The 25,541-nt window shown below is 32.1% G+C and carries 18 protein-coding genes, 2 tRNA genes and 2 pseudogenes (1 of these 22 only partly in view); 6 read left to right on the forward strand and 16 right to left on the reverse strand.

The window, feature by feature from the left end; genetic code table 11:
* From ACMFBB_RS09120 to ACMFBB_RS09180, 13 genes are all read right to left on the reverse strand, one after another.
* Entirely contained in the window at nt 1-1,320 is a 1,320-nt protein-coding gene (locus ACMFBB_RS09120; RefSeq protein WP_435264092.1) for a UDP-glucose dehydrogenase family protein, read from the reverse strand.
* Nucleotides 1,321-1,323: 3 nt separating this feature from the next.
* Nucleotides 1,324-1,755, reverse strand: coding sequence for an adenylyltransferase/cytidyltransferase family protein (locus ACMFBB_RS09125; protein ID WP_435264093.1), 432 nt, complete (start codon nt 1,753-1,755; stop codon nt 1,324-1,326).
* Between the two features lie 241 nt (nt 1,756-1,996).
* Complete coding sequence (locus ACMFBB_RS09130) at nt 1,997-2,932, reverse strand: Gfo/Idh/MocA family protein (RefSeq protein ID WP_435264094.1); 936 nt, start codon at nt 2,930-2,932, stop codon at nt 1,997-1,999.
* Nucleotides 2,932-4,209, reverse strand: coding sequence for a nucleotide sugar dehydrogenase (locus ACMFBB_RS09135; protein WP_435264095.1), 1,278 nt, complete (start codon nt 4,207-4,209; stop codon nt 2,932-2,934). The genes ACMFBB_RS09130 and ACMFBB_RS09135 overlap by 1 nt, the downstream gene beginning before the upstream one ends.
* Before the next feature lie 106 nt (nt 4,210-4,315).
* A tRNA-Val gene (locus tag ACMFBB_RS09140) sits at nt 4,316-4,390 on the reverse strand.
* 26 nt (nt 4,391-4,416) lie between these two features.
* Nucleotides 4,417-4,491: transfer RNA gene (locus ACMFBB_RS09145), tRNA-Val, on the reverse strand.
* Nucleotides 4,492-4,562: 71 nt separating this feature from the next.
* Nucleotides 4,563-5,771 (reverse strand): bifunctional folylpolyglutamate synthase/dihydrofolate synthase, encoded by a 1,209-nt coding sequence (locus ACMFBB_RS09150; protein ID WP_435264096.1) that lies wholly within the window; start codon nt 5,769-5,771, stop codon nt 4,563-4,565.
* Nucleotides 5,772-5,934: 163 nt separating this feature from the next.
* Nucleotides 5,935-6,756 (reverse strand): energy transducer TonB family protein, encoded by an 822-nt coding sequence (locus ACMFBB_RS09155; RefSeq protein ID WP_435264097.1) that lies wholly within the window; start codon nt 6,754-6,756, stop codon nt 5,935-5,937.
* Between the two features lie 2 nt (nt 6,757-6,758).
* Nucleotides 6,759-7,151 (reverse strand): ExbD/TolR family protein, encoded by a 393-nt coding sequence (locus ACMFBB_RS09160; RefSeq protein ID WP_435264098.1) that lies wholly within the window; start codon nt 7,149-7,151, stop codon nt 6,759-6,761.
* Nucleotides 7,151-7,837: a MotA/TolQ/ExbB proton channel family protein gene (locus tag ACMFBB_RS09165; protein ID WP_435264099.1), complete on the reverse strand. Its 687-nt coding sequence runs from the start codon at nt 7,835-7,837 to the stop codon at nt 7,151-7,153. Before ACMFBB_RS09165 ends, ACMFBB_RS09160 begins: the two co-directional genes overlap by 1 nt.
* Nucleotides 7,838-7,952: 115 nt before the next feature.
* Nucleotides 7,953-9,485 (reverse strand): sodium/proton antiporter NhaB, encoded by a 1,533-nt coding sequence (nhaB, locus tag ACMFBB_RS09170; RefSeq protein ID WP_435264100.1) that lies wholly within the window; start codon nt 9,483-9,485, stop codon nt 7,953-7,955.
* A 23-nt stretch (nt 9,486-9,508) separates the two neighbouring features.
* Entirely contained in the window at nt 9,509-10,735 is a 1,227-nt protein-coding gene (locus tag ACMFBB_RS09175; protein WP_435264101.1) for a Glu/Leu/Phe/Val dehydrogenase dimerization domain-containing protein, read from the reverse strand.
* A 170-nt stretch (nt 10,736-10,905) separates the two neighbouring features.
* Nucleotides 10,906-11,970, reverse strand: coding sequence for an anhydro-N-acetylmuramic acid kinase (locus ACMFBB_RS09180; protein WP_435264102.1), 1,065 nt, complete (start codon nt 11,968-11,970; stop codon nt 10,906-10,908).
* A 93-nt stretch (nt 11,971-12,063) separates the two neighbouring features.
* On the opposite strand from ACMFBB_RS09180, the gene ACMFBB_RS09185 reads away from it, so the two are divergent.
* Both ACMFBB_RS09185 and ACMFBB_RS09190 read left to right on the forward strand, forming a co-directional pair.
* A complete protein-coding gene (locus ACMFBB_RS09185) occupies nt 12,064-13,206 on the forward strand; it encodes an acyl-CoA dehydrogenase (RefSeq protein ID WP_435264103.1) in 1,143 nt (380 codons plus the stop codon).
* A 63-nt stretch (nt 13,207-13,269) separates the two neighbouring features.
* A complete protein-coding gene (locus tag ACMFBB_RS09190) occupies nt 13,270-13,953 on the forward strand; it encodes a GNAT family N-acetyltransferase (protein ID WP_435264104.1) in 684 nt (227 codons plus the stop codon).
* On the opposite strand, the gene ACMFBB_RS09195 is transcribed toward ACMFBB_RS09190, so the two are convergent.
* Nucleotides 13,943-14,728 carry a tRNA pseudouridine synthase A gene (locus ACMFBB_RS09195; protein WP_435264105.1) on the reverse strand — a complete coding sequence of 262 codons (786 nt, stop codon included), beginning with the start codon at nt 14,726-14,728 and terminating at the stop codon, nt 13,943-13,945. The genes ACMFBB_RS09190 and ACMFBB_RS09195 overlap by 11 nt on opposite strands.
* Nucleotides 14,729-15,431: 703 nt before the next feature.
* Here ACMFBB_RS09195 and ACMFBB_RS09200 point away from each other — a divergent pair.
* The 4 genes and pseudogenes from ACMFBB_RS09200 (at nt 15,432) to ACMFBB_RS09215 (ending at nt 23,005) form a co-directional block, all read left to right on the forward strand.
* Nucleotides 15,432-15,770: a P-II family nitrogen regulator gene (locus tag ACMFBB_RS09200; protein ID WP_435264106.1), complete on the forward strand. Its 339-nt coding sequence runs from the start codon at nt 15,432-15,434 to the stop codon at nt 15,768-15,770.
* A 10-nt stretch (nt 15,771-15,780) separates the two neighbouring features.
* Nucleotides 15,781-17,017, forward strand: a pseudogene (locus ACMFBB_RS09205) (ammonium transporter).
* Nucleotides 17,018-17,040: 23 nt separating this feature from the next.
* A pseudogene (gene gltB, locus ACMFBB_RS09210) lies at nt 17,041-21,542 on the forward strand (glutamate synthase large subunit).
* A gap of 2 nt (nt 21,543-21,544) precedes the next feature.
* Entirely contained in the window at nt 21,545-23,005 is a 1,461-nt protein-coding gene (locus ACMFBB_RS09215) for a glutamate synthase subunit beta (RefSeq protein WP_435264107.1), read from the forward strand.
* Nucleotides 23,006-23,042: 37 nt separating this feature from the next.
* Here ACMFBB_RS09215 and ACMFBB_RS09220 read toward each other — a convergent pair whose 3' ends face one another.
* Both ACMFBB_RS09220 and pta read right to left on the reverse strand, forming a co-directional pair.
* Entirely contained in the window at nt 23,043-24,224 is a 1,182-nt protein-coding gene (locus ACMFBB_RS09220) for an acetate/propionate family kinase (protein ID WP_435264108.1), read from the reverse strand.
* Nucleotides 24,225-24,244: 20 nt separating this feature from the next.
* Nucleotides 24,245-25,541, reverse strand: partial view of a phosphate acetyltransferase gene (gene pta, locus ACMFBB_RS09225; protein WP_435264109.1) — the 3' portion only. It continues 800 nt past the right edge of the window; the window shows 1,297 of its 2,097 coding nt (coding positions 801-2,097); the start codon falls outside the window, past its right edge; its stop codon occupies nt 24,245-24,247.

The following is a 25,541-nucleotide window of genomic DNA, read 5'->3' on the forward strand; positions in this document are numbered from 1 at the left end:
TTACTTCCCTATTCTATAATATTCTATTCCTTTCTTTTCTAAGTTGTAAGCTAGATATTGATTTCTACCATCAAAAATAACTGGATATTTTAATTGCTTCTTTATCTCTGAGAAATCAGGTGAACGAAATTCTTTCCATTCTGTTAAAAGAATCAAAGCGTCAGAATCTTTTAACACCTCATATTTTGACTCAAAGTAATCTACATTTATATCTTTCAGATAATATTTCTTAGCTTCTTCAATCGCTTTTGGATCATACGCTTTAATTGAAGCCCCTCTTTGAACCAACTCTTTAATTACATAAATCGCAGGAGACTCACGCATATCATCAGTTCCTGGTTTAAAAGATAATCCCCATACAGAAAATGTAAACCCTACTAAATTATCTCCGAATCTTTTTACAACTTTTTCGGCAATAACTAATTTTTGCCTATTATTAACTTCCTCAACAGAGTTAATCAATTGAGCATTGTAATTATGTTCTTCTGCAATTTTCATAAGAGCATTAACGTCCTTAGGAAAACATGACCCCCCATAACCAGCACCGGGATAGATGAAGCTATACCCTATTCTGGAGTCAGATCCAATTCCGATACGCACATCATTAACATCGGCGCCTACTCGTTCACAAATATTTGCCATCTCGTTCATAAAAGAAATCTTGGTGGCTAACATGGCATTAGCAGCATATTTCGTCATCTCTGCAGAACGAATATCCATGGTTATAAAACGATCATGAGAACGAAAAAACGGGCTATACAATTCCTTCATCTTGCGAAAAGCATCTTCTGTCTCTGCTCCAATAACTACACGGTCTGGCTTCATAAAATCGTTAATCGCATCCCCTTCTTTCAAAAACTCCGGATTAGAAACCACATCAAACTTAACATTCAACCCACGTTTATCTATTTCTTTTTGAATAGCTAAATCAACCTTGTCCGCAGTTCCTACAGGAACGGTTGACTTATCCACCACCACCAAATACTTGTTGATATTTTGACCTATCTCTTTGGCCACTGCCAAAACATACTGTAAATCTGCCGAACCATCAGCTCCCATGGGTGTGCCTACCGCAATAAAAACTATCTCTGCAGTATCTATAGCATCCGCAAGGCTTGAGGTAAAATAAATATTATTCTTTTCTATATTCTTTTGAACCAATTTTTCCAAACCAGGCTCGTAAATTGGTATGATTCCTTTTTGTAATTTATCAATTTTATTTTGGTCTATATCTACACAAGTTACTCTATTTCCCATTTCTGCAAAACACGTACCTGAGACTAAACCTACATACCCTGAGCCAATGACAGCAATATTCATTTGTTATTTATCTTTAGATTTTAAGGTTTCTTTTTCGGCAACTTCTTTACGTAACCCACTACTTGAAAAGCGATGTTCTCTTTTATTGAAGTATAATTTTACCCCTTTCTTTTCACAATAATCTCTACCTGTGAATCGCTTATTTTCATATTCATCTCCAATAATTCGTATATCAATATGAAAAGAACGAAGAACATCCTCTAAATCTTGTTCTGTAGCATACGGGACTATTTCATCAACATATTTACAGCCTTTCAACTGAATATAGCGCTCCACCACTGATTGTATTGGCTTATTTTTCTCTGGTCTATCCAAAGTTGGATCAGTTTGCAATCCACAAATCAAATAATCACACTCACGTTTTGCCTCTTCTAACATCTTTATGTGACCTGCATGTAACAAGTCAAAAGCACTAAAAGTTATACCGATTTTCATTTTCATTTTACTTTTAACAGGCAAATATAATTTTTCTAGTATAAAAACAGCTGGTTTTCTAAACTTTTTTTAAGCTTATAGTTTATAATCGCATGGACTATTTCTTTCGAAGCTTTAATTTTTAGTAAATCAAAGTCATTTCCTTTTTTATCAAGACCTAATCATAAGACACATAATTTATTCTCTGATAATTTAATACCATTTTGTGAGTAAGACAATTGGCAAAATAAATTCCTATCTCTTACTTTATCAAAAAGTGTTTCTCCCCAAAATTTACAATTTCTTTATTCCTTATATCATACACCATATCTATAGACGGCTTTGCATCTTGCAAACCAAATCCATTTCCTTTTAATATTTCTTTATAACTTTCAGTATGCAACTCCGTAAACCCTCCACTAAATTCAATTTCCTCACCATCAACAGTAATGGAGCGATAGGTCCTTTGTCCTTTTTCTTTCACTTCTTTTGGAAGCATTTCTTCGTCAATGGATAAAAACCAACGAACACGGGCTTTTTCAAACTCCAAATATCCAGCTGCTTTATCTTTTTCTCGTAAATGCACAACATTTTCTTGAATTTCACCAAACACCCATGAGAGCATATCATAAAAATGTATCCCAATATTCGTAGCTATTCCTCCAGATTTACTTTCATCTCCTTTCCAAGATGCATGATACCAACCTCCTCTTGAGGTTATATAGGTTAAATCCACATCGTGCTTCCCTTGCTTATTCTTAAGCTCCACGTTGTTCTTTAATGCTATAATACTTGGATGAAGCCTCAATTGGAGAATCGTATGAATTCTATTCCCTGACTCTTTTTCTATATCTGCTAATGCATCTACATTCCAAGGGTTTAAAACTAAAGGTTTTTCGCATATCGCATCGGCCCCTCTTCTTAAAGCCATACGAATATGAGAATCGTGCAAATAATTTGGCGTACAAATACTTACAAAATCTAACTGTATATTCTTTTGTCGTTTTATTTTTTCAATATGACGATCAAAACGTTCAAACTCCACGAAAAAATCAGCTTTAGGGAAATAACTATCCATGATACCAACACTATCAAACTTATCAAGTGCAGCTACAAGATTATTTCCTGTGTCTTTTATCGCTTTTAAATGACGAGGTGCTATATATCCAGCCACACCAACCATTGCAAAATTTTTCATTATAAACTTTTATCTTTTAAACTTAAAAAATTTTTAACATCATAAACTACGGATTGTTCAGCTTTCAATTTACCGATATCTAAATTTTTAAATTGATTATGAGAAACCGCTAAAACAATAGCTTCGTATCTCTTACTAAAAACATTCTCAATAACAGTTATACCGAATTCATCTTGTAATTCAATACTCTTTACCCAAGGATCATACACCTCTACATTAACTCCAAAATCTCTCAATGAATGAACTACATCAATCACCTTAGTATTTCTTATATCAGGACAATTCTCTTTAAAAGTCACTCCTAAAATCAACACATCAGCTCCCTTGACCTTTACTTCCTTATCAATCATCAACTTAATAACTTCTGAGGCGACATGAGCTCCCATGCTATCATTTAACCTTCTGCCTGATAAAATAATTTCAGGATAGTAACCATATTGTTGCGCTTTTTGAGCTAAATAATATGGATCTACACCAATACAGTGCCCTCCTACCAAACCTGGTTTAAAAGGTAAAAAGTTCCACTTTGTTCCTGCTGCTTCTAAGACTTCTGTTGTATTGATATTCATTAAGCTAAATATTTTAGCCAATTCATTTACAAAAGCAATATTTATGTCTCTCTGACAATTTTCTATGATTTTTGAGGCTTCAGCTATTTTTATTGATGATGCTAAATGTGTACCAGATTTTATAACTGATTTATATAAACTATCGACTTTTAAAGCTATCTCAGGAGTAGAACCAGATGTAACCTTTAAAATATTCTCTACTGTTCTTTTTTTATCCCCGGGACTTATTCTTTCAGGTGAATATCCTACAAAAAAATCTCTATTAAAACTCATTCCTGATTCTTTTTCTAAAACTGGAATACAATCTTCCTCTGTTGCCCCAGGGTAAACCGTAGATTCGTAGATAACAATGTCTCCTTTTTTTAAATATTTAGCTATTGTTTTACTTGCCGAAAGAAGGGGAGCCAAAACAGGTTGATTATTTTTATCAACAGAGGTAGGAACAGTGACTATGTAATAATTAGATTCTTTCAAAAACTTTGAATCAGAAGTTATGTAAAGACCTTTTTCCTTACCAAAATCTTCTACTAAAACCGACTTTAATGATCCATCATCAACCTCAAGTGTCGTATCCGTACCTTGTTTTAATTCTTTTACTCTTGCTTCTTTTATATCAAACCCTACAACTTTATATTTTGTTGCAAAAAGTCTAGCTAAAGGCAAACCTACATATCCAAGTCCTATAACTGTTATTACTGGCTTATTCATTAAATCTCAAAATAATTTCGAACTGACGAAGTTACAAAAGGTTTTTATAAATTCACCTTTAAACAAAAAAATCCTCTTCAAATAAAATGAAGAGGATTTTTCACTGTGGGCGCGAAGGGATTCGAACCCCTGACCCCTTGGGTGTAAACCAAGTGCTCTGAACCAACTGAGCTACGCGCCCGTAACGCAATTAACTATTCAAGGTTGTGGGCGCGAAGGGATTCGAACCCCTGACCCCTTGGGTGTAAACCAAGTGCTCTGAACCAACTGAGCTACGCGCCCTTTAATTGTTAATTGCGGGTGCAAATATATAACTGTTTTTTAAATCTGACAATAGTTTTTTTGATTTTTTTCTATAAAATTTCAGCAACAACAAATGTACTCCCCCCTATATATCCTATATCTGTTTTTCCCATTCTTAACTCCATTTCATTAACTGCTTCTTTTACAGACAAAAAAGCTTCACCATTTAAATTAAAACCCTTAGATTTCTTTTGTAATTCGATCTCAGATAAACCTCTTGGAATATTTGGTTTACAAAAATAATAAACTGCATCTTGAGGAAACATAGGTAATATTTCTTCTAAATTTTTATCAGAAACCACACCTAAAACAATGTGTATCTTTTCAAACTTCTCTTTTTTTAATTGATTTAATACATAAAACAACCCTTCTCTATTATGAGCTGTATCGCAAATTATTTTAGGAAACTCCTGCAGAACTTGCCATCTTCCTTTTAGATTTGTATTTTTCACCACGCTCAATAGTCCGTTTATTATGTTTTCCTCAGAAACAGAAAAACTCTTCAACTGCTTTATAACCTCTACAGCTGTTTTAGTATTCTTTAGTTGATACTCTCCTAATAAATCTGTTCTATATTCACCCTTTACATCAGAAGCGAATACTATTTCAGAACTACATTCTTTAGCTTTTGCTACAAAAATGGCACTTGTTTCTTTTTGACGCTCTCCAATTACAACAGGAACTTCATTTTTAATTATCCCTGCTTTTTCGAAAGCTATTTCCGACATAGTTTCTCCCAAAAACTGTGTATGATCCAAACCTATATTAGTAATCACTGAAACTTCAGGAGTTATTACGTTTGTAGAATCTAATCTTCCCCCTAGGCCTACTTCTATAACAGCAATATCAACTTTTTCTTTTTTAAAAATATCAAAAGCCAACCCTACGGTCATTTCAAAAAACGACAGCTTTTGTTCCTCTAAAAATGTTTTGTTTTCTGAAATAAATCTTACTACAGAATCTTTAGAAATCTCTTCTCCGTTAACCCTAATCCGTTCTGTAAAATTTTTTAAATGAGGAGATGTATACAATCCTACCTTATACCCTGCCTCTTGTAATATTGATGCCAACATATGACTTGTTGACCCCTTTCCATTCGTACCGCCAACATGTATTGTTTTAAACTTCTTATAAGGGTAATTTAAATGATTTGAGAATGCTTTTATATTAGTTAAGTCTTTCTTAAACGCTGTTTTACCTTCCTTTTGATACATAGGTAACTGTGCAAACATCCAATTTAAAGTTTCTTGGTAGTTCATTAGTTGTAATTAAATTATTATTAGTTGTTGTCTTTACAAATGTCATGAAGTAGTATTTTACTTCTCTAGTAGAGTACTTCTATTGTGCATAAATATAATGACGTTTTTATTCTTGGAACAAGAATAAGTTGTAGTATTTTAATCAAAAAATAATTCCATAAAGCTATTGAGATAAAGAGAACTTATAAACGATAGTTCCTTTTTGTTTAGTTGGTGCATTACTATCAGGATTCCACTTTGTTCTTAAAGCTGCCTCCTTGGCTGGCTTCAATAAACAAGGTGCTGTATTTGTTGACCCTTTTACTCCAGCTATAGCTTTAATCACCTTACCGTTTTTATCTACCTCTATACTTACAACTACCACTCCCTCTTCCTGGCAATCAGGTCTTTTTTTGGGTGTAAAAACAGCCTTTCTTCCTGCTAAATTATAATTCCCTCCAGAACCACTTCCTGAATTACCATAATACTTAGTAGAATTTAGGTCTCCATCTTTATTCCCTTTAACACCTTGTTTTGCGCCATCTCCTTCACCTGTGTTAGCGCCATCTTTTGAGGTTCCATTCAATAAACTATTCAAAGCGTCTTTTGTAGCTTTTGACGGTTTAGGCTTCGGGGTTTCCTTAGGCTTAACTTCTTTGGGTTCCTCTTTTACTTTTTCTTTTTTCTCTTTACTTTTTTCTACTACTGAAACATCTTTAGCAGTATCATCTGTAATTACTTCCTCTTTAATTGTTTCTGAAGGAGCTTCTTCAACCTTCTCTTCAACAACTTCTTCAACTTTTTCAGGTACTGACTGTTTTTTAGTTTTTTCAACAGGTTCTCCACTTCCTACATTAGAATTACCAAAATTAATAGCTAATCCGTACTCTATTGGTGGATCAAGATATTTCATTCCATAATTAAAAACCCCAAACAACAACAACAACAATATAACTGCTGTTATTATTGCTGATTTTTTTTTATGCTTTGTATCTAATATCGACATAATTACTTGCCTTTTACTGCTAAAATCATTTTTAGTTTATTCTTATTTGCTATATCAATAACCTTCATTACATTTTTGTAAGGAACATTCTTATCTCCTCTTATAACTACAGTTTTCTTTTTATCTGCTCCTACTTTTGATAAAATTTCTCTTTCTAAATTATTCGCATTAACTTTAGATTTATCAATATAAAAAGCCGAATTCTTAGTTATTGTTACCGCGATAGAAGTATTATTTTCAGTTTTGCCCCCTGCCTTAGGCAACAACACATCAATTGCACTTACTGTAACTAAAGTTGAAGTAAGCATAAAAAATATCAACAACAAAAAAACAATGTCAGTCATTGAGGACATGTTAAAACTTGGATCGACTTTATTTCTTCCTCTTAAATTCATTATACTGGCTCATTTAAAAGATCTAAAAACTCTACCGACTTAGCTTCCATTTGATACACTACTTTATCAGTTCTAACAACCAAGTGATTGTATGAAATATAAGCTATAATACCCACTATCAAACCTGCCACTGTTGTTGTCATTGCTGTATACAGCCCATCTGATAACATTTTTATATCTATTTGGCCTCCCGCATTGGCTATTTCATGAATTGCAACTATCATTCCAATTACTGTTCCCAAAAAACCTATCATTGGTGCAGCTCCTGCAATTGTAGCCAACACACTAACATTTTTTTCTAATTGATATACTTCTAACTTTCCTGCATTTTCAATAGCTTTATTTATATCCTCTAGTGGTTTACCTATTCTCGATATTCCTTTACCAATTAATCTAGCAGTAGGTGTATTTGTATTTGTACACAATGCTTTTGCACTTTCCAGTTTACCCCCTGTGATATGATCTTTAATTTGATTCATAAAATTTTTATCTACATTGGAAGCTGCTTTTATCGCAAAAAAACGTTCAAAGTAAATATATAGCGCTACAGCTAACAACACAAACAATAAAGCGATTATAATTTGACCTCCTGGTTCTCCATCCATAATTAACTTATAGATAGATAATGTTTTTTCTTGTGTTGCCTCTTCTAGCAATTCTGTTTTTTCTTGAAAATATGCTAACATTAAAATAATTTTAAGTTTTAATTACTAACGATTGAGTTCTTTTTAAATTGTTTAAAAAAATCCTGAATCGTTTAATTCAGGATTTATAAATATAAAATAAATATCTTTTAAAAGTTTAAGACAGTAATAATTTTACCATTAAATAGCCTAAACCTCCTAAAACTATTGTGTAAGGAAGTGCCATTTTTACCATTTTCCCATAAGAAAGATTAATTAATGGTGCTAATGATGATGTTAATAAAAACAAAAATGCTGCTTGACCGTTCGGTGTAGCTACACTAGGCAAATTTGTACCTGTATTTATTGCTATTGCTAATTTCTCAAAATGTTCTCTATCAATCAATCCATTTTTAAAAGCGCTTTGAACCTCTCCAATGTATACAGTAGCTACAAAAACATTATCACTTATTGCTGATAAAAATCCGTTAGCTACATAAAACAAACCAGGTTGTGATGCAGGATCTTGATCTAATGCCCATTGAATTATAGGAGTAAACAAATGTTGATCGTGAATCATTGCAACTATTACAAAAAACACAACTAATAAACCTGTAAATGGTAAAGCTTCTTCAAAGGCATGCCCTAATTGATGCTCATCAATAATCCCCATAAAAGCTGTTTGTACAATAATTAAGGCTAATCCAATAAAACCAACTGGCGCAACATGTAGTGCTAATCCTGCTATTAATAATATTGCAGAAACCCCTTGAATTACTAATCCGTATTTTTGTTTGTCTGTTCGTTTTTTATCTTCTTCTAAAGTGTAATTTTCAATAATTTTAGCAGCTACTGCTGGTAACTTTGCTCCAAACCCAAACCATCCAGTTGTTTCTAAAACAACAGTAGTAAGCAATCCAGCAAATAAAACCGGAAGTGTTATTGGAGCCATATTTAGAAAAAACTCAATAAAATCCCATCCAACTCTTTCTCCTATTAAAAGATTTTGTGGTTCACCTACCAAAGTACAAACACCTCCTAGAGCTGTCCCTACAACACCATGCATGATTAAACTTCTTAAAAAGCTACGAAACTGTTCTAATGTTTCACCACCCAATTCTGTCCTATCTAATACACCATCATCATTATAGTCGGCTGAACTAGAATTAATTTTATGGTAAACACCATAAAAACCTACTGCAACACTAATTAAAACAGCTGTTACTGTTAGTGCATCTAAAAATGCAGAAAGTACAGCTGATAAAAAAACAAAAAGCAATGACAAGACCACTTTAGATTTTATTTTAGTAAAAACCTTACTAAAGATATACATTAATAAAGGTTTCATGAAATAAATACCTGCTACCATAAATACAAGTAACATAATTACCTCTAAGTTTTGCTCTACTTCTAAAAGCACTCCTCCTTTTAAAGGATTTCCTAAGCTATCATTAACTATGTTACCATATTTATCAGTCTTATACATCGGATGGGTTAACCCCAAAACCAATGCCTCTATAGCCAAAACACCTCCAGATTGGAGAGGATAACACTTTAATGCCATTGCAAGAGTAAATATAAATTCTCCAATAAAAAGCCAAGCTGTTATTGTTTTTCCTAAAACGAAAAAAGAAATTATATTAAAGATTAAAAAACCAACCATGGTCATTTTAAACCACCTAGGGCTGTTCCCCAAAAAATATTTAAACATAGTATCTATTTAATTTGTAGCCTTTACACTAGCTCTTTTAAAGCTATCTCAAAAGCAGTTTCACTTATTTTTGTTTTTGATGCACTTTTAGCAAAAGTTCTTTGCAATGCTTTTTTTATAGTGTTAGAAGTATCTTCAAAGATTGCTTCATCACTCATTTCAACTCTTCGTTCCATGAAATAAGCAAATACCCTTGCCATTCCACAATTAGAAATAAAATCAGGAATTAAACTTACTTTTTTATCAGTGTCTTCCATTATAGAGCCGAAGAAAATCTCTTTATCAGCAAAAGGTACATTTGCTCCACAAGAAATCACTTCTAAACCAGTTTCTATCATCTGATTTATTTGTTCTTGCTTTACCAATCTAGACGCAGCACAAGGCGCAAATATTTCACATGGCAAATTCCATATACGAGCATTAATCTCTTCAAAAGGAATCATGTTTTGGGCCACCAATGTATTTCCATCTTTATTTAAGAACAAGTTTTTAATTTCTTCAGAAGAAAAACCTTCTTCATTAATAACTCCTCCAACTCTATCAATAATCCCTACTACTTTAGCTCCCATTTGTGCTAAATAATACGCTGCCGCAGAACCTACATTCCCAAAACCCTGAACAATAGCTCTTTTTCCTTCAACATTCCCTCCATATATATCATAATAATGACGAACAGCTTCAGCTACACCATATCCTGTAATCATATCAGCTACAGTATATTTTCTTGCAACACTAGGTGATAAATTTTCATCTTCTAATACTTTTATCACTCCATGTCTTAACTGGCCAATTCTATTTATCTTATCAGCTTCACTAGGTTTAAAATGCCCATTAAAAACTCCTTCTTGCGGATGCCAAACACCACTATCTTCAGTAATAGGAATTACCTCATGTATTTCATCTACATTTAAATCTCCTCCAGTTCCATAATAGTTTTTTAACAATGGAGCTACTGCTTTATACCAACGCTCTAAAACACCTTTTTTACGAGGGTCATGCGGATCGAAATTAATTCCAGATTTTGCTCCTCCAATTGCAGGGCCAGATACTGTAAATTTAACTTCCATTGTTTTAGCAAGTGACATTACTTCGTACTTATCTAATCCTTTACGCATTCTTGTACCACCACCAGCAGCACCTCCTCTTAATGAATTTATAACTGTCCAACCTTCTGCTTCAGTTTCTGAATCTTTCCAATTAAAAACTATTTCTGGTTGCTTTTCTTCGTATTTTTTTAATAATTCTTTCATGTTATATAAATTTATATTCAACTCAATATTCTTTCTCTTAATTCGTCAAAACTTGTTAATCTAAAAAATTTACCCCATTGGGGTGTTAAAGTTGATCCATTTTATATACTATTAATGATTACTAACCTACAAACTTACTGCAAAAATATGATTGCTCAAACTGTTAAAAGTTAATTATTTGGATAAAAAATTTCGCCAGAAGAATGGTCTTTTACTGCCCCCGTTACTGATGCTAAACAATTAACCTGATTTTCAACACGTAACAATCCTAAAAAAGCAAAAACTAAAGCTTCCTTATAATCTACAAGCTCTTTTTTAGGTAATGCTACTCTTTGATTTGTATGGAATTTTATTTGTTCTATTAAAAATGTATTAAAAACACCTCCTCCAGTATACAAAGTTTTGGAAGATTCTTTTACTACTGAACTAACCTGTATAGCTACATGCTCAATAAAAGTTCTTAATATGGATGGAATATCTTTTTCTTTTTCATCTATTAAAGGAAAAACAAACTCTCTTACCCACTCTAAACCAAGTGATTTAGGAGCATCAGCTTGGTAAAACGGTAAATTATTTAAGGTTTCTAATAATTCTTTATTTATCATCCCTGAAGATGCTAATTCTCCTCCATTATCATATTCTAAACCTATTTTTCTTGTATATGAATTAAGTACAATATTGACCGGGCAAATATCAAAAGCCAATCGTTTACAATGTTTCTCAAACGAAACATTCGCAAATCCTCCTAAATTTACACAATAATCGTAATTTGAAAATAACAACTTATCACCTATTGGAACTAAAGGCGCCCCTTGTCCCCCATATTTAACATCTTGACTTCTAAAATCACATATAACTTTTTGCTGAGTAATATTCGCAATTAATTGTCCATTTCCTATTTGTAAAGTATACCCTTTATCTGGTTGATGTAAAACAGTATGTCCATGCGATGCAATAAAATCAATTTTTTTAATGCCTTTATCTACTATAAATTTATTAACAACGATTCCTAAAAAGTTACCATATAATATGTCTAGCTTAATTAATTTTTCATTTGAAAGAAAAATTGCTTTTTCCAATCGCTCTCTCCATATTTTAGAGTAAGCTATGGTTTCAGAAAATAAAATTTCAAACTCCTGGTAATTAGACTTCTCAAACTCAACATAAACTAAATCAATTCCATCTAAAGATGTTCCCGACATTAAACCAATAACCCTATAAGTATCTTCTAACATATTCAGTAAAAATATAAAAATTCATTGAATATTTCACATTAAAAAAGTATCTTTGGAAACATTTTTTACGAATTTAACAAACATTAACAGGTAATGGATTTTAATCTTACAGAAGAGCATTTAATGATTCGTGATGCTGCACGCGATTTTGCACAGAACGAATTATTACCAGGAGTAATTGAAAGAGACGAAAAACAAGAATTCCCAAACGAACTAGTTCGTAAAATGGGAGAGCTAGGTTTTATGGGGATTATGGTAGATCCTAAATATGGAGGAAGTGGAATGGATAGCGTTTCTTACATATTGATTATGGAGGAGTTATCTAAAATTGATGCTTCTGCATCTGTAATGGTATCGGTAAATAACTCATTAGTTTGTTACGGTCTGGAAGCCTACGGTAGCGAGGAACAAAAGCAAAAATATTTAACGAAACTAGCTACAGGTGAACAAATTGGTGCTTTTTGTTTAAGTGAACCTGAAGCAGGTAGTGATGCTACTTCGCAAGCTACTACTGCAGTGGATAAAGGTGACCACTACTTATTAAACGGTACAAAAAACTGGATAACTAACGGTGGTCGTGCTGATGTTTTTTTAGTTATAGCTCAAACAGATCGTAGTAAAAAGCATAGAGGTATTAACGCTTTTATTGTTGAAAAGGGTATGGATGGTTTTCATATTGGCCCTAAAGAAGATAAATTAGGTATTCGTGGTTCTGATACTCATACACTTCAATTTAACGACGTTAAAGTACCAAAAGAAAACAGAATTGGAGAAGATGGTTTTGGTTTTAAATTTGCCATGAAAACTTTATCTGGTGGTCGTATTGGTATTGCTGCTCAAGCATTAGGAATAGCATCTGGAGGCTATGAATTAGCTTTAAAATATTCTAAAGAGCGTAAAGCTTTTGGCACTGAAATATGCAACCACCAAGCTATTGCTTTTAAATTAGCAGACATGTATACAGAAATTTCAGCCGCTCGTCATCTTGTAATGAAAGCTGCTTGTGACAAGGATGCTGGTCTAAACTATGATCAATCTGGTGCAATGGCTAAACTATATGCTTCGAAAGTAGCTATGGAACAAACTGTTGAGGCAGTTCAAATACACGGAGGTAATGGCTTTGTAAAAGAATATCATGTTGAGCGTTTAATGCGTGATGCAAAAATTACTCAAATTTATGAAGGTACCTCTGAAATTCAAAAAATTGTCATTTCTAGAAGCCTAATTAAAGAGTAAATTAATTAAAAATATTAGTGTTAAAAGCCTATCGTTATCGATGGGCTTTTTTATTTTTACACTATGACTATTGACACATTAAAAAAACTTGAAAACCCTGTATGGTATTCTTTAAGCGAAACACATAGCAAATTTGCTATTGATTATGAAGGTGTTAAATTTTACAATCCTGATTTTTGCCCTTTTGGAGCTTTTACAAACTTAAATCAAACTGAAAGCGCAATAGAAAAATATGCTAATTTAACTCCTAGTTTATTTGTTGTTGGCCAAGAACCTAATAATAGTGCTAACACTAAATTAAATAAAACTATTCCTTGTAATCAAATGATTCTTGAAACCCTTAAAGAACCTAATTATGATTCTAAAATAATAAAGCTAACTGAAAAGCATAGTAATGAATTATATGATTTAGTTTGGTTAGTAATGCCTGGTTATTACAAAATAAAGACTTTTGAAATGGGTGATTATTATGGAATCATTAAAGATGATAAACTTGTTGCAGCTACTGGAGAACGTTTGCAAATGGATGATTTTATTGAAATTAGTGCGGTGGTAACACATCCAGATTATACTAGAAAAGGATTAGCCAAACAATTAGTAGCCCATACAACAAAGAAAGTAATAGAAAAAAATAAAACACCAATATTACACGTTGCCAGCGTAAATACTGGAGCTATTAAATTGTATGAAAATTTAGGCTATAAAACTATTAGAAAAATAATATGGAGGCATTACGTTAGTACTTAAATTCAATTTTATGTAAATGTAAACCTGAAGAAGGAGCTATTGTTTTTAAAAACTCTATATCACTATTCGGATCCAGTGATTTTTGTATAAACTCTAAATCACAATTTTCTTTCCCTAATTCAAATAAAGCTCCCATTATTAATCGAATCTGATTTCTTAAAAATCCTTCTCCTCTTACAATTAATACATAACTTTTTTCTGGAAAGAAAGAAGCTGTTATTTCATTGTTTTCTTCAATTTTACACTGAATAATCTCTCTTTCTACTTTTGTCTCCTCAGAAGGCTTAGTACAATACCTTTTAAAGTTGTGAAACCCTTCAAATAAACTCGCTCCTTCTTTCATTAATTCAATATTTAAATCTTCTAATACTCCAGTAAGAAAAGGAGCGCAATAAGGGTGATTCTTCTCTCCAAAAGAAAAATAATATCGATATTCTTTAATCTTACTACTCTGGATTATATTAAATGATTCATCTGCTATTAACTTAATTGATAATATCCTAATATCTGATGGAGAATTCTTATTAAAACTATTGATAAATTCATTCTTTGCAAGTTTTTCATCAATAAATAACTGAAAACTGTAATCAGTAGCTGAAACTTTCGCATCAGTTCTTCCTACTCCAACAGATTTATTTCTAATTCCTTTACAAACAAATTTTAAAGTTTTGTCAATCGCCCAATGTACAGTTTTCAAATCTGGCTGCTTTTGCCAACCATGAAAACGAAATCCAAGATATTGAACGTTTATCAAATAAGAATGCATGTAATTCATAGTTTACAAATCTACATTAAACAGACCAAATACTTATATTGCATTTTTAACACTAAAAACAACAAAAAACAATTAATAATTTACAAAAAATAACTAAAAGATGAATAAAACAAAACAAAAAGACACTTATTAGTGTTTTTTTTGAAAATAATTCATTTTTATGATATTCGTGATTTTTTTCCTTTTTTTTGAGTAGTTCTAATTTTAAAACGCTTCTAAACGCCTCTATTTAATGTATTACAATTTAAGAGACTGTTTTTTTAATTCACCCCTTAGTCTTGAAAACGTTTTCGCTATACAAAAACCTACTAACCATTTGTTTTTTAATTAGTTTTATCAGAGATTTGTAGAGTAACGAACTAATATTTTAACTCTCTGAAAACATATTTAACACTTAAATCACACATCTATTTTAAAAGTATTAAGAATAATTATTTTAAATTTTCACCACAAAGAAAACCAATAAAAACTTATATTTTTTTTATATAAAATAACAATATTATTTTATTTAACCATTACAAATCATATACAATATAGATGTATCCTTTCTTCGGTTAAATTTCGGAATAAATATACTATCGTTTAGTAACTAACCTTGAGTTAGTGTCGAATAATATTTAAAATTTCATCATTAGTGTTTAGTACTCCTATACTAAGCAGGCAACGAGTATTGACTATTAACAACCTAAATAATGATTATTTAATGAAAAAAATAGAAGCCATAATTCGAAAATCAAAATTTCATCAAGTTAAAGAAGCTCTGCATACTATTGGTGTTAACTTTTTCTCTTACTGGGATGTTACAGGACTAGGAAATGAAAAAGAAGGACACGTTTACAGAGGAGTTTCTTTTAGCACCAGTGACATTCAAAGGAGGTATTTATCAATTGTACTAAATGATGAATTTAAAGAACCTGCAATACAAGCTATTTTATCAGCTGCTGCAACTGGAGAAGTTGGAGACGGTAAAATATTTGTTTCTAATATTGAAGAAAGTTATCGAATAAGAACTGGTGAAAAAGGGAATAACACTTTAAACTAAAAAATAAAACATGGATATACTTACTATAAATAATGTATGGATGATGATGTGTACTGCCCTAGTTTTTATTATGCACTTAGGCTTTACTTTTTTAGAAATTGGACTTACTAGGCAAAAAAATACTATGAATATTTTATTCAAAAATATTTTTATAATTACTGTCGGCTTGCTTTTATACTTTTTGATTGGCTTCAATTTAATGTATCCAAATTTTGGAAAAGACTCACTAGGTATCATTGGTTTTTCTGGAATTGGTTTAGCTCCACCGTTAACTAATAACATGTTAGATATAACTTATAATAATGGCTTTACTTTTTGGACAGATTTTTTATTCCAAGGTATGTTTGCCGCTACAGCAGCTACCATAGTTTCTGGAGCAGTCGCTGAAAGAATGAAACTAGGCCCTTTCATTATTTTTACTATAATTTATGTTGGCATCGTTTATCCTATTGCAGGCTCATGGAAATGGGGAAAAGGTTTTCTTGAAAACTTAGAAACTCCTTTTTATGATTTTGCGGGTTCTACTTTAGTTCATTCGGTCGGAGGATGGGCAGCAATAATTGCAATTTGGTTATTACGAACCAAGAATTGGGAAATTTAAAAATAATCAATCTTTTGCCATTCCTGGCCATAATATTCCTTTAGCTACAGCTGGGGTCTTAATACTTTGGTTTGGATGGTTTGGCTTTAATGGTGGCTCAGTTTTATCTGCAGACCCTACCAAGACATCGTTAACACTAGTAACCACCTGTTTAGCAGCTTCAAGTGGAGGTGTATTTTCTTTTATTAGTTCTTCTATCATTTATAAAAACTATGATTTAACAATGTTTTTAAATGGCATATTAGGAGGGCTGGTAGGAATAACTGCCGGTGCAGATTTAATGTCTCCTACAAACGCAATTATTATTGGTGCAATTGCTGGTATATTGGTAGTACTTGCTGTTGCTTTTATTGACGTCTGTAAATTAGATGATCCAGTAGGTGCTATTGCCGTGCATCTTTTTTGTGGTATCTGGGGAACTTTAGCTGTTGGTATTTTTGGAGAACTTGCTGGTATGAGTCAATTTATATCTCAACTTATTGGAGTTACTGCCTATGCATTATTTTGCATATCCACATCATTTATGATCATTTATACACTAAAGAAAACTATAGGGATAAGAGTTTCAGAAAAAGATGAGCTAAAGGGCTTAGACAAATCTGAACATGGTATTAGTGCTTACCCTGAATTTAGATTAAACGAATAACTAAACTATAAAACCATCAAATTATGAAAGATCAAGGGTTATATTTAAATGAATTTGAAAGAGATAATTGTGGAGCTGGTTTTATCTGTAATTTACATGGAAAAAAATCAAACAAAATAATCCATAATGCACTCGAAATACTGGTTAAATTAGAACATAGAGGTGCCGTTAGTTCAGATGGAAAAACTGGTGACGGAGCAGGAATTCTTATTGATATACCACACGATTTTTTTAAACGAGTTTGTAATTTTGAAATTCCATCGTACAAACAATATGCAGTTGGTATGGTTTTTCTTCCAAAAAACGAATATCAATTAGATTTTTGTATTGACATCTTTGAAAAAGAACTTAAAAATCAAAATTTAAGAATTTTAGGATGGAGAGACGTTCCTGTTAACAGTAACTGTATTGGAGATATTGCTACCAAATCAGAACCCTACATTAAACAAGTATTTATTGATAAAAACGATCAAAACTTAACTGATTTAGAGTTTAACGCTAAATTATTTGCCGCAAGAAAAATAACTGAACATACCGTAGCAAACTCAAAATTATCAGAGGCTAATTATTTTTACGTACCCTCTTTATCAACTACAACTATTATTTATAAAGGGCTCTTAATACCAGAAGATATAGGTATTTATTATAAAGATTTACAAGAAGAAGACGTAGTTACTCGTTTAGCGTTAGTACATCAACGATTTTCAACGAATACTTTTCCTTCTTGGGATTTAGCACAACCGTTTCGTTACATGTGTCATAATGGTGAAATTAACACCTTAAAAGGAAATGTAAGTAGAATGCGTGCTCGAGAAGAACTCATGAAAAGTCCACTGTTTCAAAATAACATCAAAAAACTTTTTCCTATCATTCATGAAAATAAATCTGACTCAGCTTCAATGGATATGGTTGTTGAGTTATTATTAATGACTGGAAAAACTCTTCCTGAAGTTCTTATGATGATGGTTCCTGAAGCTTGGGAAAAAGACCAGGCAATGTCGGAATCAAAAGAAAGCTTTTTATGAATACAATTCATGTATTATGGAACCATGGGATCGGACCAGCGTCCATACCTTTTACAGATGGTAATTACATAGGAGCCGTATTAGATAGAAATGGTTTACGCCCTTCTAGATATACAGTAACCAAAGACGGCTTTGTAATTATGGCTTCAGAAATTGGTGTTGTTGAAGTACTTCCTCAAAATGTTGTTAAACACGGAAGGCTTGAACCAGGAAAAATTTTCTTGGTTGATATGAATGCTGGAAAAATTATAGAAGACAAAGAAGTTAAAGATCAGATAATACATAAACATCCTTATAAAAAGTGGATTAAAGACCATTCGCTTCCTTTAGCTGAAGTTCCTTACACTGAAAATCCCCCAACATATGAAGTAACAGATTACAAAACACGATTAAAAGCTTTTGGTTATACTTTTGAAGACATCTCAACAGTTATTAACCCAATGGCTACTAAGTCAAAAGAAGCTATTGGCTCAATGGGAACTGATACTCCTTTAGCAGTTTTATCAAATAAATCACAATTATTATACAACTACTTCAAACAATTATTTGCTCAGGTAACTAACCCCCCTCTTGATGGTATTCGAGAAGAAATAATCACAGATATTAGTTTAGCTATTGGTGGAGACAGAAATATATTTGATACAATTCCAGAACAAGCAAAAAAGCTTCGTATTCAAAACCCTGTTATATCTAATGAAGATCTTGATAAAATTAAAAATATAAAACATCCTGATTTTAAATCTAAATTAATCCCTTTATTATATAAAAATAAAAGAGGAGTAAATGGTTTAGAAAAAGCGTTAGAAAACATTTTAGATAAAGCAGAAAAAGCTATAGATAATGGTACTAATATTATCATTCTATCTGATAGAGGCATTACTCATAAAAAAGCTCCAATTCCTGCCTTACTGGCTTGTTCTTATCTACATCATTCTTTAAACAAAAAAGGTAAACGTTCACAGTTTGGAATTGTAATCGAAACTGCTGAAGCACGAGAACCGCATCATTTTGCTACACTTTTTGGTTATGGTGCAAGTGCCGTAAACCCATATTTAGTAAATGAAATTATTGAACAGGAAGTAGCACAAGGAACTATAAAAAACCTAAGTAAAGCCAAAGCTGTAGAGAATTACAATACAGCAATAGGTAAAGGGTTACTCAAAATCATGAATAAAATTGGGATATCTACTCTGCATTCATACAGAGCTTCACAAATTTTTGAAATTTTAGGGTTAAAACAATCTTTTACTAAAAAATACTTCCCTAATACTCCCTCAAGAATTGGCGGTATAGGTTTATATGTATTAGAAAAAGATATTTCGTCTAGATATAAAAGCGCTTTCCCTTCTAAAAAAATTGAAGCAAACCTTGAATTACCTATTGGAGGTGATTACCGTTGGAGAAGAAATGGTGAGAATCATCAATTTAATCCAAATTCAATTGCCAAACTACAACAAGCGGTTCGACTAAAAAGTAAAGAAAGCTATGCTACATATTCTAAACTAATTAACCAACAGAGCGAGAGCTTAATGACCATTAGAGGCTTATTAGAATTCAACAACTTAAATCCAATACCTATTGATGAAGTTGAACCTTGGACAGCAATAGTAAAACGTTTTAAAACTGGAGCTATGTCTTATGGTTCTATTAGTAAAGAAGCTCATGAAAACTTAGCTATTGCAATGAACAGGATTGGAGGTAAAAGTAATTCCGGTGAAGGTGGTGAAGATATAGAAAGGTTTAAGGTTTTAACAAATGGAGATTCAAAAAAGAGTGCTATTAAACAAGTTGCTTCAGGACGATTTGGAGTTTCTAGTAATTATTTAACAAATGCTAAAGAAATTCAAATTAAAATGGCTCAGGGTGCCAAACCAGGGGAAGGAGGGCAATTGCCCGGAGAAAAAGTGTTTCCTTGGATAGCTAAGGTTAGAAATTCAACTCCTTTTGTTGGTCTTATTTCTCCACCTCCACATCATGATATCTATTCCATTGAAGATTTGGCCCAATTAATTTATGATTTAAAAAATGCCAATAGGGAAGCTAGAATTAATGTTAAATTAGTATCTAAAGTAGGAGTTGGAACCATTGCTGCAGGAGTAGCAAAAGCAAAAGCTGATGTTATATTGGTTTCTGGGTTCGATGGAGGAACAGGTGCTTCACCATTAACTTCATTAAAGCACGCCGGTCTCCCTTGGGAATTAGGGATAGCTGAAGCCCAACAAACTTTAATTTTAAATAACCTTAGAAACAGAGTTGTTTTAGAATGTGATGGACAGCTAAAAACAGGTAGAGATGTAGCCATCGCCGCTCTTTTAGGTGCTGAAGAATTTGGTTTTGCTACCGCTCCATTGGTTGCTTCTGGATGCATAATGATGAGAGCTTGCCATTTAAACACATGCCCTGTTGGTATTGCTACTCAAGATCCTGAGTTAAGAAAAAACTTTAAAGGAACCCCTGAACACGTAATTAATTTCATGTATTTCGTTGCTGAAGAGCTTAGACAGATTATGGCCAAACTTGGTTTTAAAACTATAAATGAAATGGTTGGTCAAGTACACAAACTCAGTACTAAAAAAGCTATTAAGCATTATAAAGCAAAAGGCATCGACTTATCTAGCATTCTCTATCAACCAAAAACAGAAAAAAAATTACTTTGTAACACAGAACAACAAGACCATGAATTAAAAAATGTACTTGATTTAAAAATTTATACCAAAGCTAAACCTGCAATTTCAAATAAAATACCTATGTCTTTTGAATATCAGATTAAAAACACCAACCGATCAGTTGGAGCCATTCTTTCTAATGAAATTTCAAAAATTCATGGAGAAAATGGACTTCCTGAAAACACCCTCCAATTAAATTTTATTGGTTCAGCGGGTCAGAGTTTTGGTGCATTTGCCTGTAAAGGACTCACATTAAGTGTTGAGGGAGAAACCAACGATTATTTAGGTAAAGGACTTTCTGGAGGAAAATTAATTATCAAAAAACCACAAACTGCAAGTTTTAAAGCTGAAGAAAATATTATTACAGGGAATGTTAGTTTGTATGGAGCAATTGCAGGAGAAGTATACATAAATGGTATTGCAGGAGAAAGATTTGCTGTTAGAAATTCGGGAGCTATTGCTGTTGTTGAAGGTGTCGGCGATCACGGGTGTGAATATATGACAGGTGGAAAAGTAATTGTTCTAGGTAATACTGGTAAAAACTTTGCTGCTGGTATGAGTGGAGGTATTGCTTACTTGTACAATAAAAACAACAGTTACAAAAAATCATTATGCAACACGGAAATGGTAGATTTAGAAACCCCTACACCATCTGACCTTAATGAACTATACCAGTTAATAAATAATCATTACAAACATACTAAAAGTAATATAGCCAATGAAATTTTATTGAACTGGAAAAGAGAATCAATAAAATTCATTAAAGTATTTCCAAAAGAATACAAAAAAGCACTACAAACAACACATAAAGAGAACAAAAAATTAACAGCATAAACATGGGAGAAATAGGAGGTTTTAAATTATATAAAAGAATTAACGAACAACAACAGCCAGTAAACAAACGTTTAAAAAACTACAATGAATTTACTATTGGCTTAAACCAAAATACTTTAAAATGTCAAGCATCTAGGTGTATGAACTGCGGTGTTCCGTTTTGTCATAGCGGATGTCCATTAGGAAACTTAATTCCTGACTTTAACCATTATATCCATCTTGGCGAATGGAGAAAAGCTCTTAACATACTTCATAGTACAAATAATTTTCCAGAATTTACAGGAAGGCTATGCCCTGCTCCTTGTGAAAAAGCATGTGTATTAGGTATTATAGACGCTCCTGTTTCTATAGAAAATATAGAAAAATATTTAGTTGAAAGAGGATTCAAAGAAGGTTGGATTAAACCTAAACCTCCTCTTAAAAGAACTGGGAAAGCCATTGCCATTGTAGGGTCGGGACCAGCTGGATTAGCTGCTGCTCAACAATTAAATAGAAGTGGCCATTTAGTTACTGTTTTTGAAAGAGATGATAAACTTGGTGGTTTATTACGTTATGGCATTCCTAACTTTAAATTAGAAAAAAACATTATTGATAGAAGAATAAATATTCTTGAAGAGGAAGGTATTATTTTTAAAACTAATGTACATGTAGGTATAAATTACAGTATTGAAAAATTAAAAAAATTTGATGCAATTGTTTTATGTGGAGGAGCAACAATCCCAAGAAACTTACCCATAAATAACGCTGCAATAAATGGAGTTCATCAAGCTATGGATTATCTAAAAGATCAAACAAAAGCACTGTTTGATAAAAAAAAGGAAATAGCAATAAATGCAAAAAATAAAAATGTAATTGTTATTGGAGGAGGTGACACTGGATCTGATTGCGTGGGAACAGCAAATAGACAAGGAGCAAATTCAGTAGTTAATTTTGAAATATTACCTAAACCTTCAAAAGATAGAGACATTTCAACTCCTTGGCCATTTTGGCCTTTGCAATTAAAAACTTCAACTTCTCATGATGAGGGGTGCGATAGGAACTGGCTAATTAACACGAAAGAATTTTTAACCGATACTTCAGGTAATTTAACAGGTATAAAAACAGTTAATGTAAAGTGGGAAACTAATTTTGGCAATAAACCTACACTAATTGAACAACCAAATTCAGAAAAAATATGGCCGTGTGATTTAGTTCTATTATCACTTGGTTTCACGGGTCCTGAAAAAACATTAGCTGAACAATTAAATCTTAAAATTGATCAAAGAGGTAATTATTCAGCAAAAGAATATCAAACAAATATTCCTAAAATATTTACAGCTGGTGACATGCGAAGAGGTCAATCATTAATTGTGTGGGCTATTTCTGAAGGAAGAGAAGCTGCAAAATCTGTTGATAAATACCTTCTTAAAAAAGATCATTTACCCTACAAAGGTCATGGAGATTTACTAAGTTCAAATAACTAAACAAAACTCCTTAAAAATTAAGGAGTTTTTGTTTGAATTATAACAAATTGAATGACTGTTTTGCTATTTCTAATTCTTCATTTGTAGGTATAACTAATATTTTTACTTTTGATGAGTTTAAACTAACGTCAATTAATTCTTTAGCTCTAATATCATTTTTATTTTTATCTAATTCAATACCAAAAGTTTCCATTTCTGTACAAACTAAATTTCTTATCATGCTAGAGTTTTCTCCAATTCCAGCAGTAAAAACTATGGCATCTAAACCATTCATAGCAGCGGTATAAGAGCCTATGTATTTTTTAATTCTATAAGCATTCATGTCTAAAGCCAATTTACATGCCATGTTACCAAGAGAAGCTTCTTTTTCAATATCACGTAAATCACTATACCCTGTTAATCCTAACATCCCACTTTCTTTCTGTAACATAGTATAGACATCATCTGTTTTATATCCCAATTCATTTATTAGATAAAAAATTAAACTATGGTCGATATCACCTGAGCGACTCCCCATGATTAATCCTGTTACTGGTCCGAATCCTAAACTATGATCAACACTTATCCCATTTTTAATAGCTGTCATACTGCAACCGTTACCTAAATGAATGGTAATAATTTTAGATTTTTCTTTCTTTAAATATTCGTTAGCTAATTCAGAAACATATTTATGACTTGTACCATGAAAACCATATAAACGAATATTATTTTCTGTAAAAAAATTATTTGGAATCGCATATTTATGAGCGACTACAGGTATCGTTTGATGAAATGCAGTATCAAATACAACAATCTGCTTTGCTTCACTAAAAATAGCTTCAGCTACGTTTATACCTTCTAAATTTGCAGGATTATGCAATGGAGCTAATGAAAAAAGCTGTTTAATTTTATCCTTAACCTCTTTTGTTACTTCTACAGTATTGGTAAAAGTACTACCTCCGTGAACAACTCTATGTCCTACCGCTTTTATTTCTACAGTCGATCTAATTACCCCAATCTTATCATCTAAAAGAAGATTCACAACACGCTCTAACCCTTCTTTATGATCATTAAGCGTTGTTACTTCTTCTATCTTTTGAGTTTTAGATGTATAGTGTATAATACTATCATTTAAACCGATTCTTTCAACCAAACCATGACAAATCACATCTTGTTCAGGCATTCTAAACAATTGATACTTAATAGAAGAACTACCTGAATTAATAACTAATATCTTCATAAAATGTTTTTTAAAATGATTTATATTTCTTGTGCTTGTATTGCTGTTAAAATTACAGTGTTAAAGATATCATCAACAGTACATCCTCTACTCAAATCATTAACTGGTTTATTTAAGCCTTGTAACATAGGACCAATAGCTAGAGCTCCAGTTTCACGTTGTACTGCCTTATAGGTATTATTTCCAGTATTCAAGTCAGGAAAAATTAACACATTTGCTTGCCCTGCGACTTTAGAGTTTGGTAATTTCTTTTTCCCAATGCTTGGATCAACAGCTGCATCATATTGTATAGGACCTTCTACTTTTAGATCACTCCTTTTTTCTTTAATTATCTGAGTAGCCCTTCTTACTATATCAACATCTTCACCTTTTCCTGATGAACCAGAAGAATAAGAAAGCATTGCTATTTTAGGATCAATACCAAAAGAAATACTTGAATCAGCTGAAGATATTGCTATTTCAGCTAGTTGTTCAGCTGTAGGATTTGGATTAATAGCACAATCTCCAAAGACAGACACCCTATCTTCTAAACACATAAAAAATATTGATGATACTACAGAAAATCCTGGCTTGGTTTTTACAAATTGTAACGCTGGTTTAATGGTATGTTGTGTTGTATGAGCTGCTCCAGAAACCATTCCATCTGCTAGACCTTTATAAACCATCATAGTTCCGAAGTAAGAAACATCTGCCATTAAATCTTCTGCCATTGCAGGACTTACACCTTTATGTTTTCTTAACTCATACAATGTATTCGAAAAGTCTTCAAAATATTCTGATTCTATTGGATTTATTATAGGAGTTTTATCAAAATCAAAAGGAATATTTAATCGTTTTATCGAAGCTTTAACATTTACTTTTTTACCTAAAATAGTCAAATCAACAACATCATTCTTTTGCAATTGTGAAACTGCCATTAAAATTCTATCATCACTACCTTCGGGAAGAATTATGTGTTTTCTTTGCTCTTTTGCTCTTTTCAATAAATTATATTGAAACATTCTAGGAGTTAAGATTTCATTCCCTTTATAATTTAATAATTTTTCTTTCAGAGAGGATAAGTCTACATATGTTTCAAACATATTGATAGACATTTTAATTTTAATATTATTATCCGCGTAAATATGTGATCGAATTGTACCTAGCTTTGAAGCTATACTAAAAGTTCCTTCTTCAACCCACAATATAGGTACTATCTTTTCAAGACCTTTAATCAATTTTATTACTGAAGAACTTAAATCAATACCCCCTGTTAATATAATACCTGCTACAGAAGGGTAATTACTTGATATATTAGCCTGCAGTGTACCTAACAAA

It is taken from the genome of Tenacibaculum sp. nBUS_03 (assembly GCF_051201695.1).
GTDB lineage: Bacteria > Bacteroidota > Bacteroidia > Flavobacteriales > Flavobacteriaceae > Polaribacter.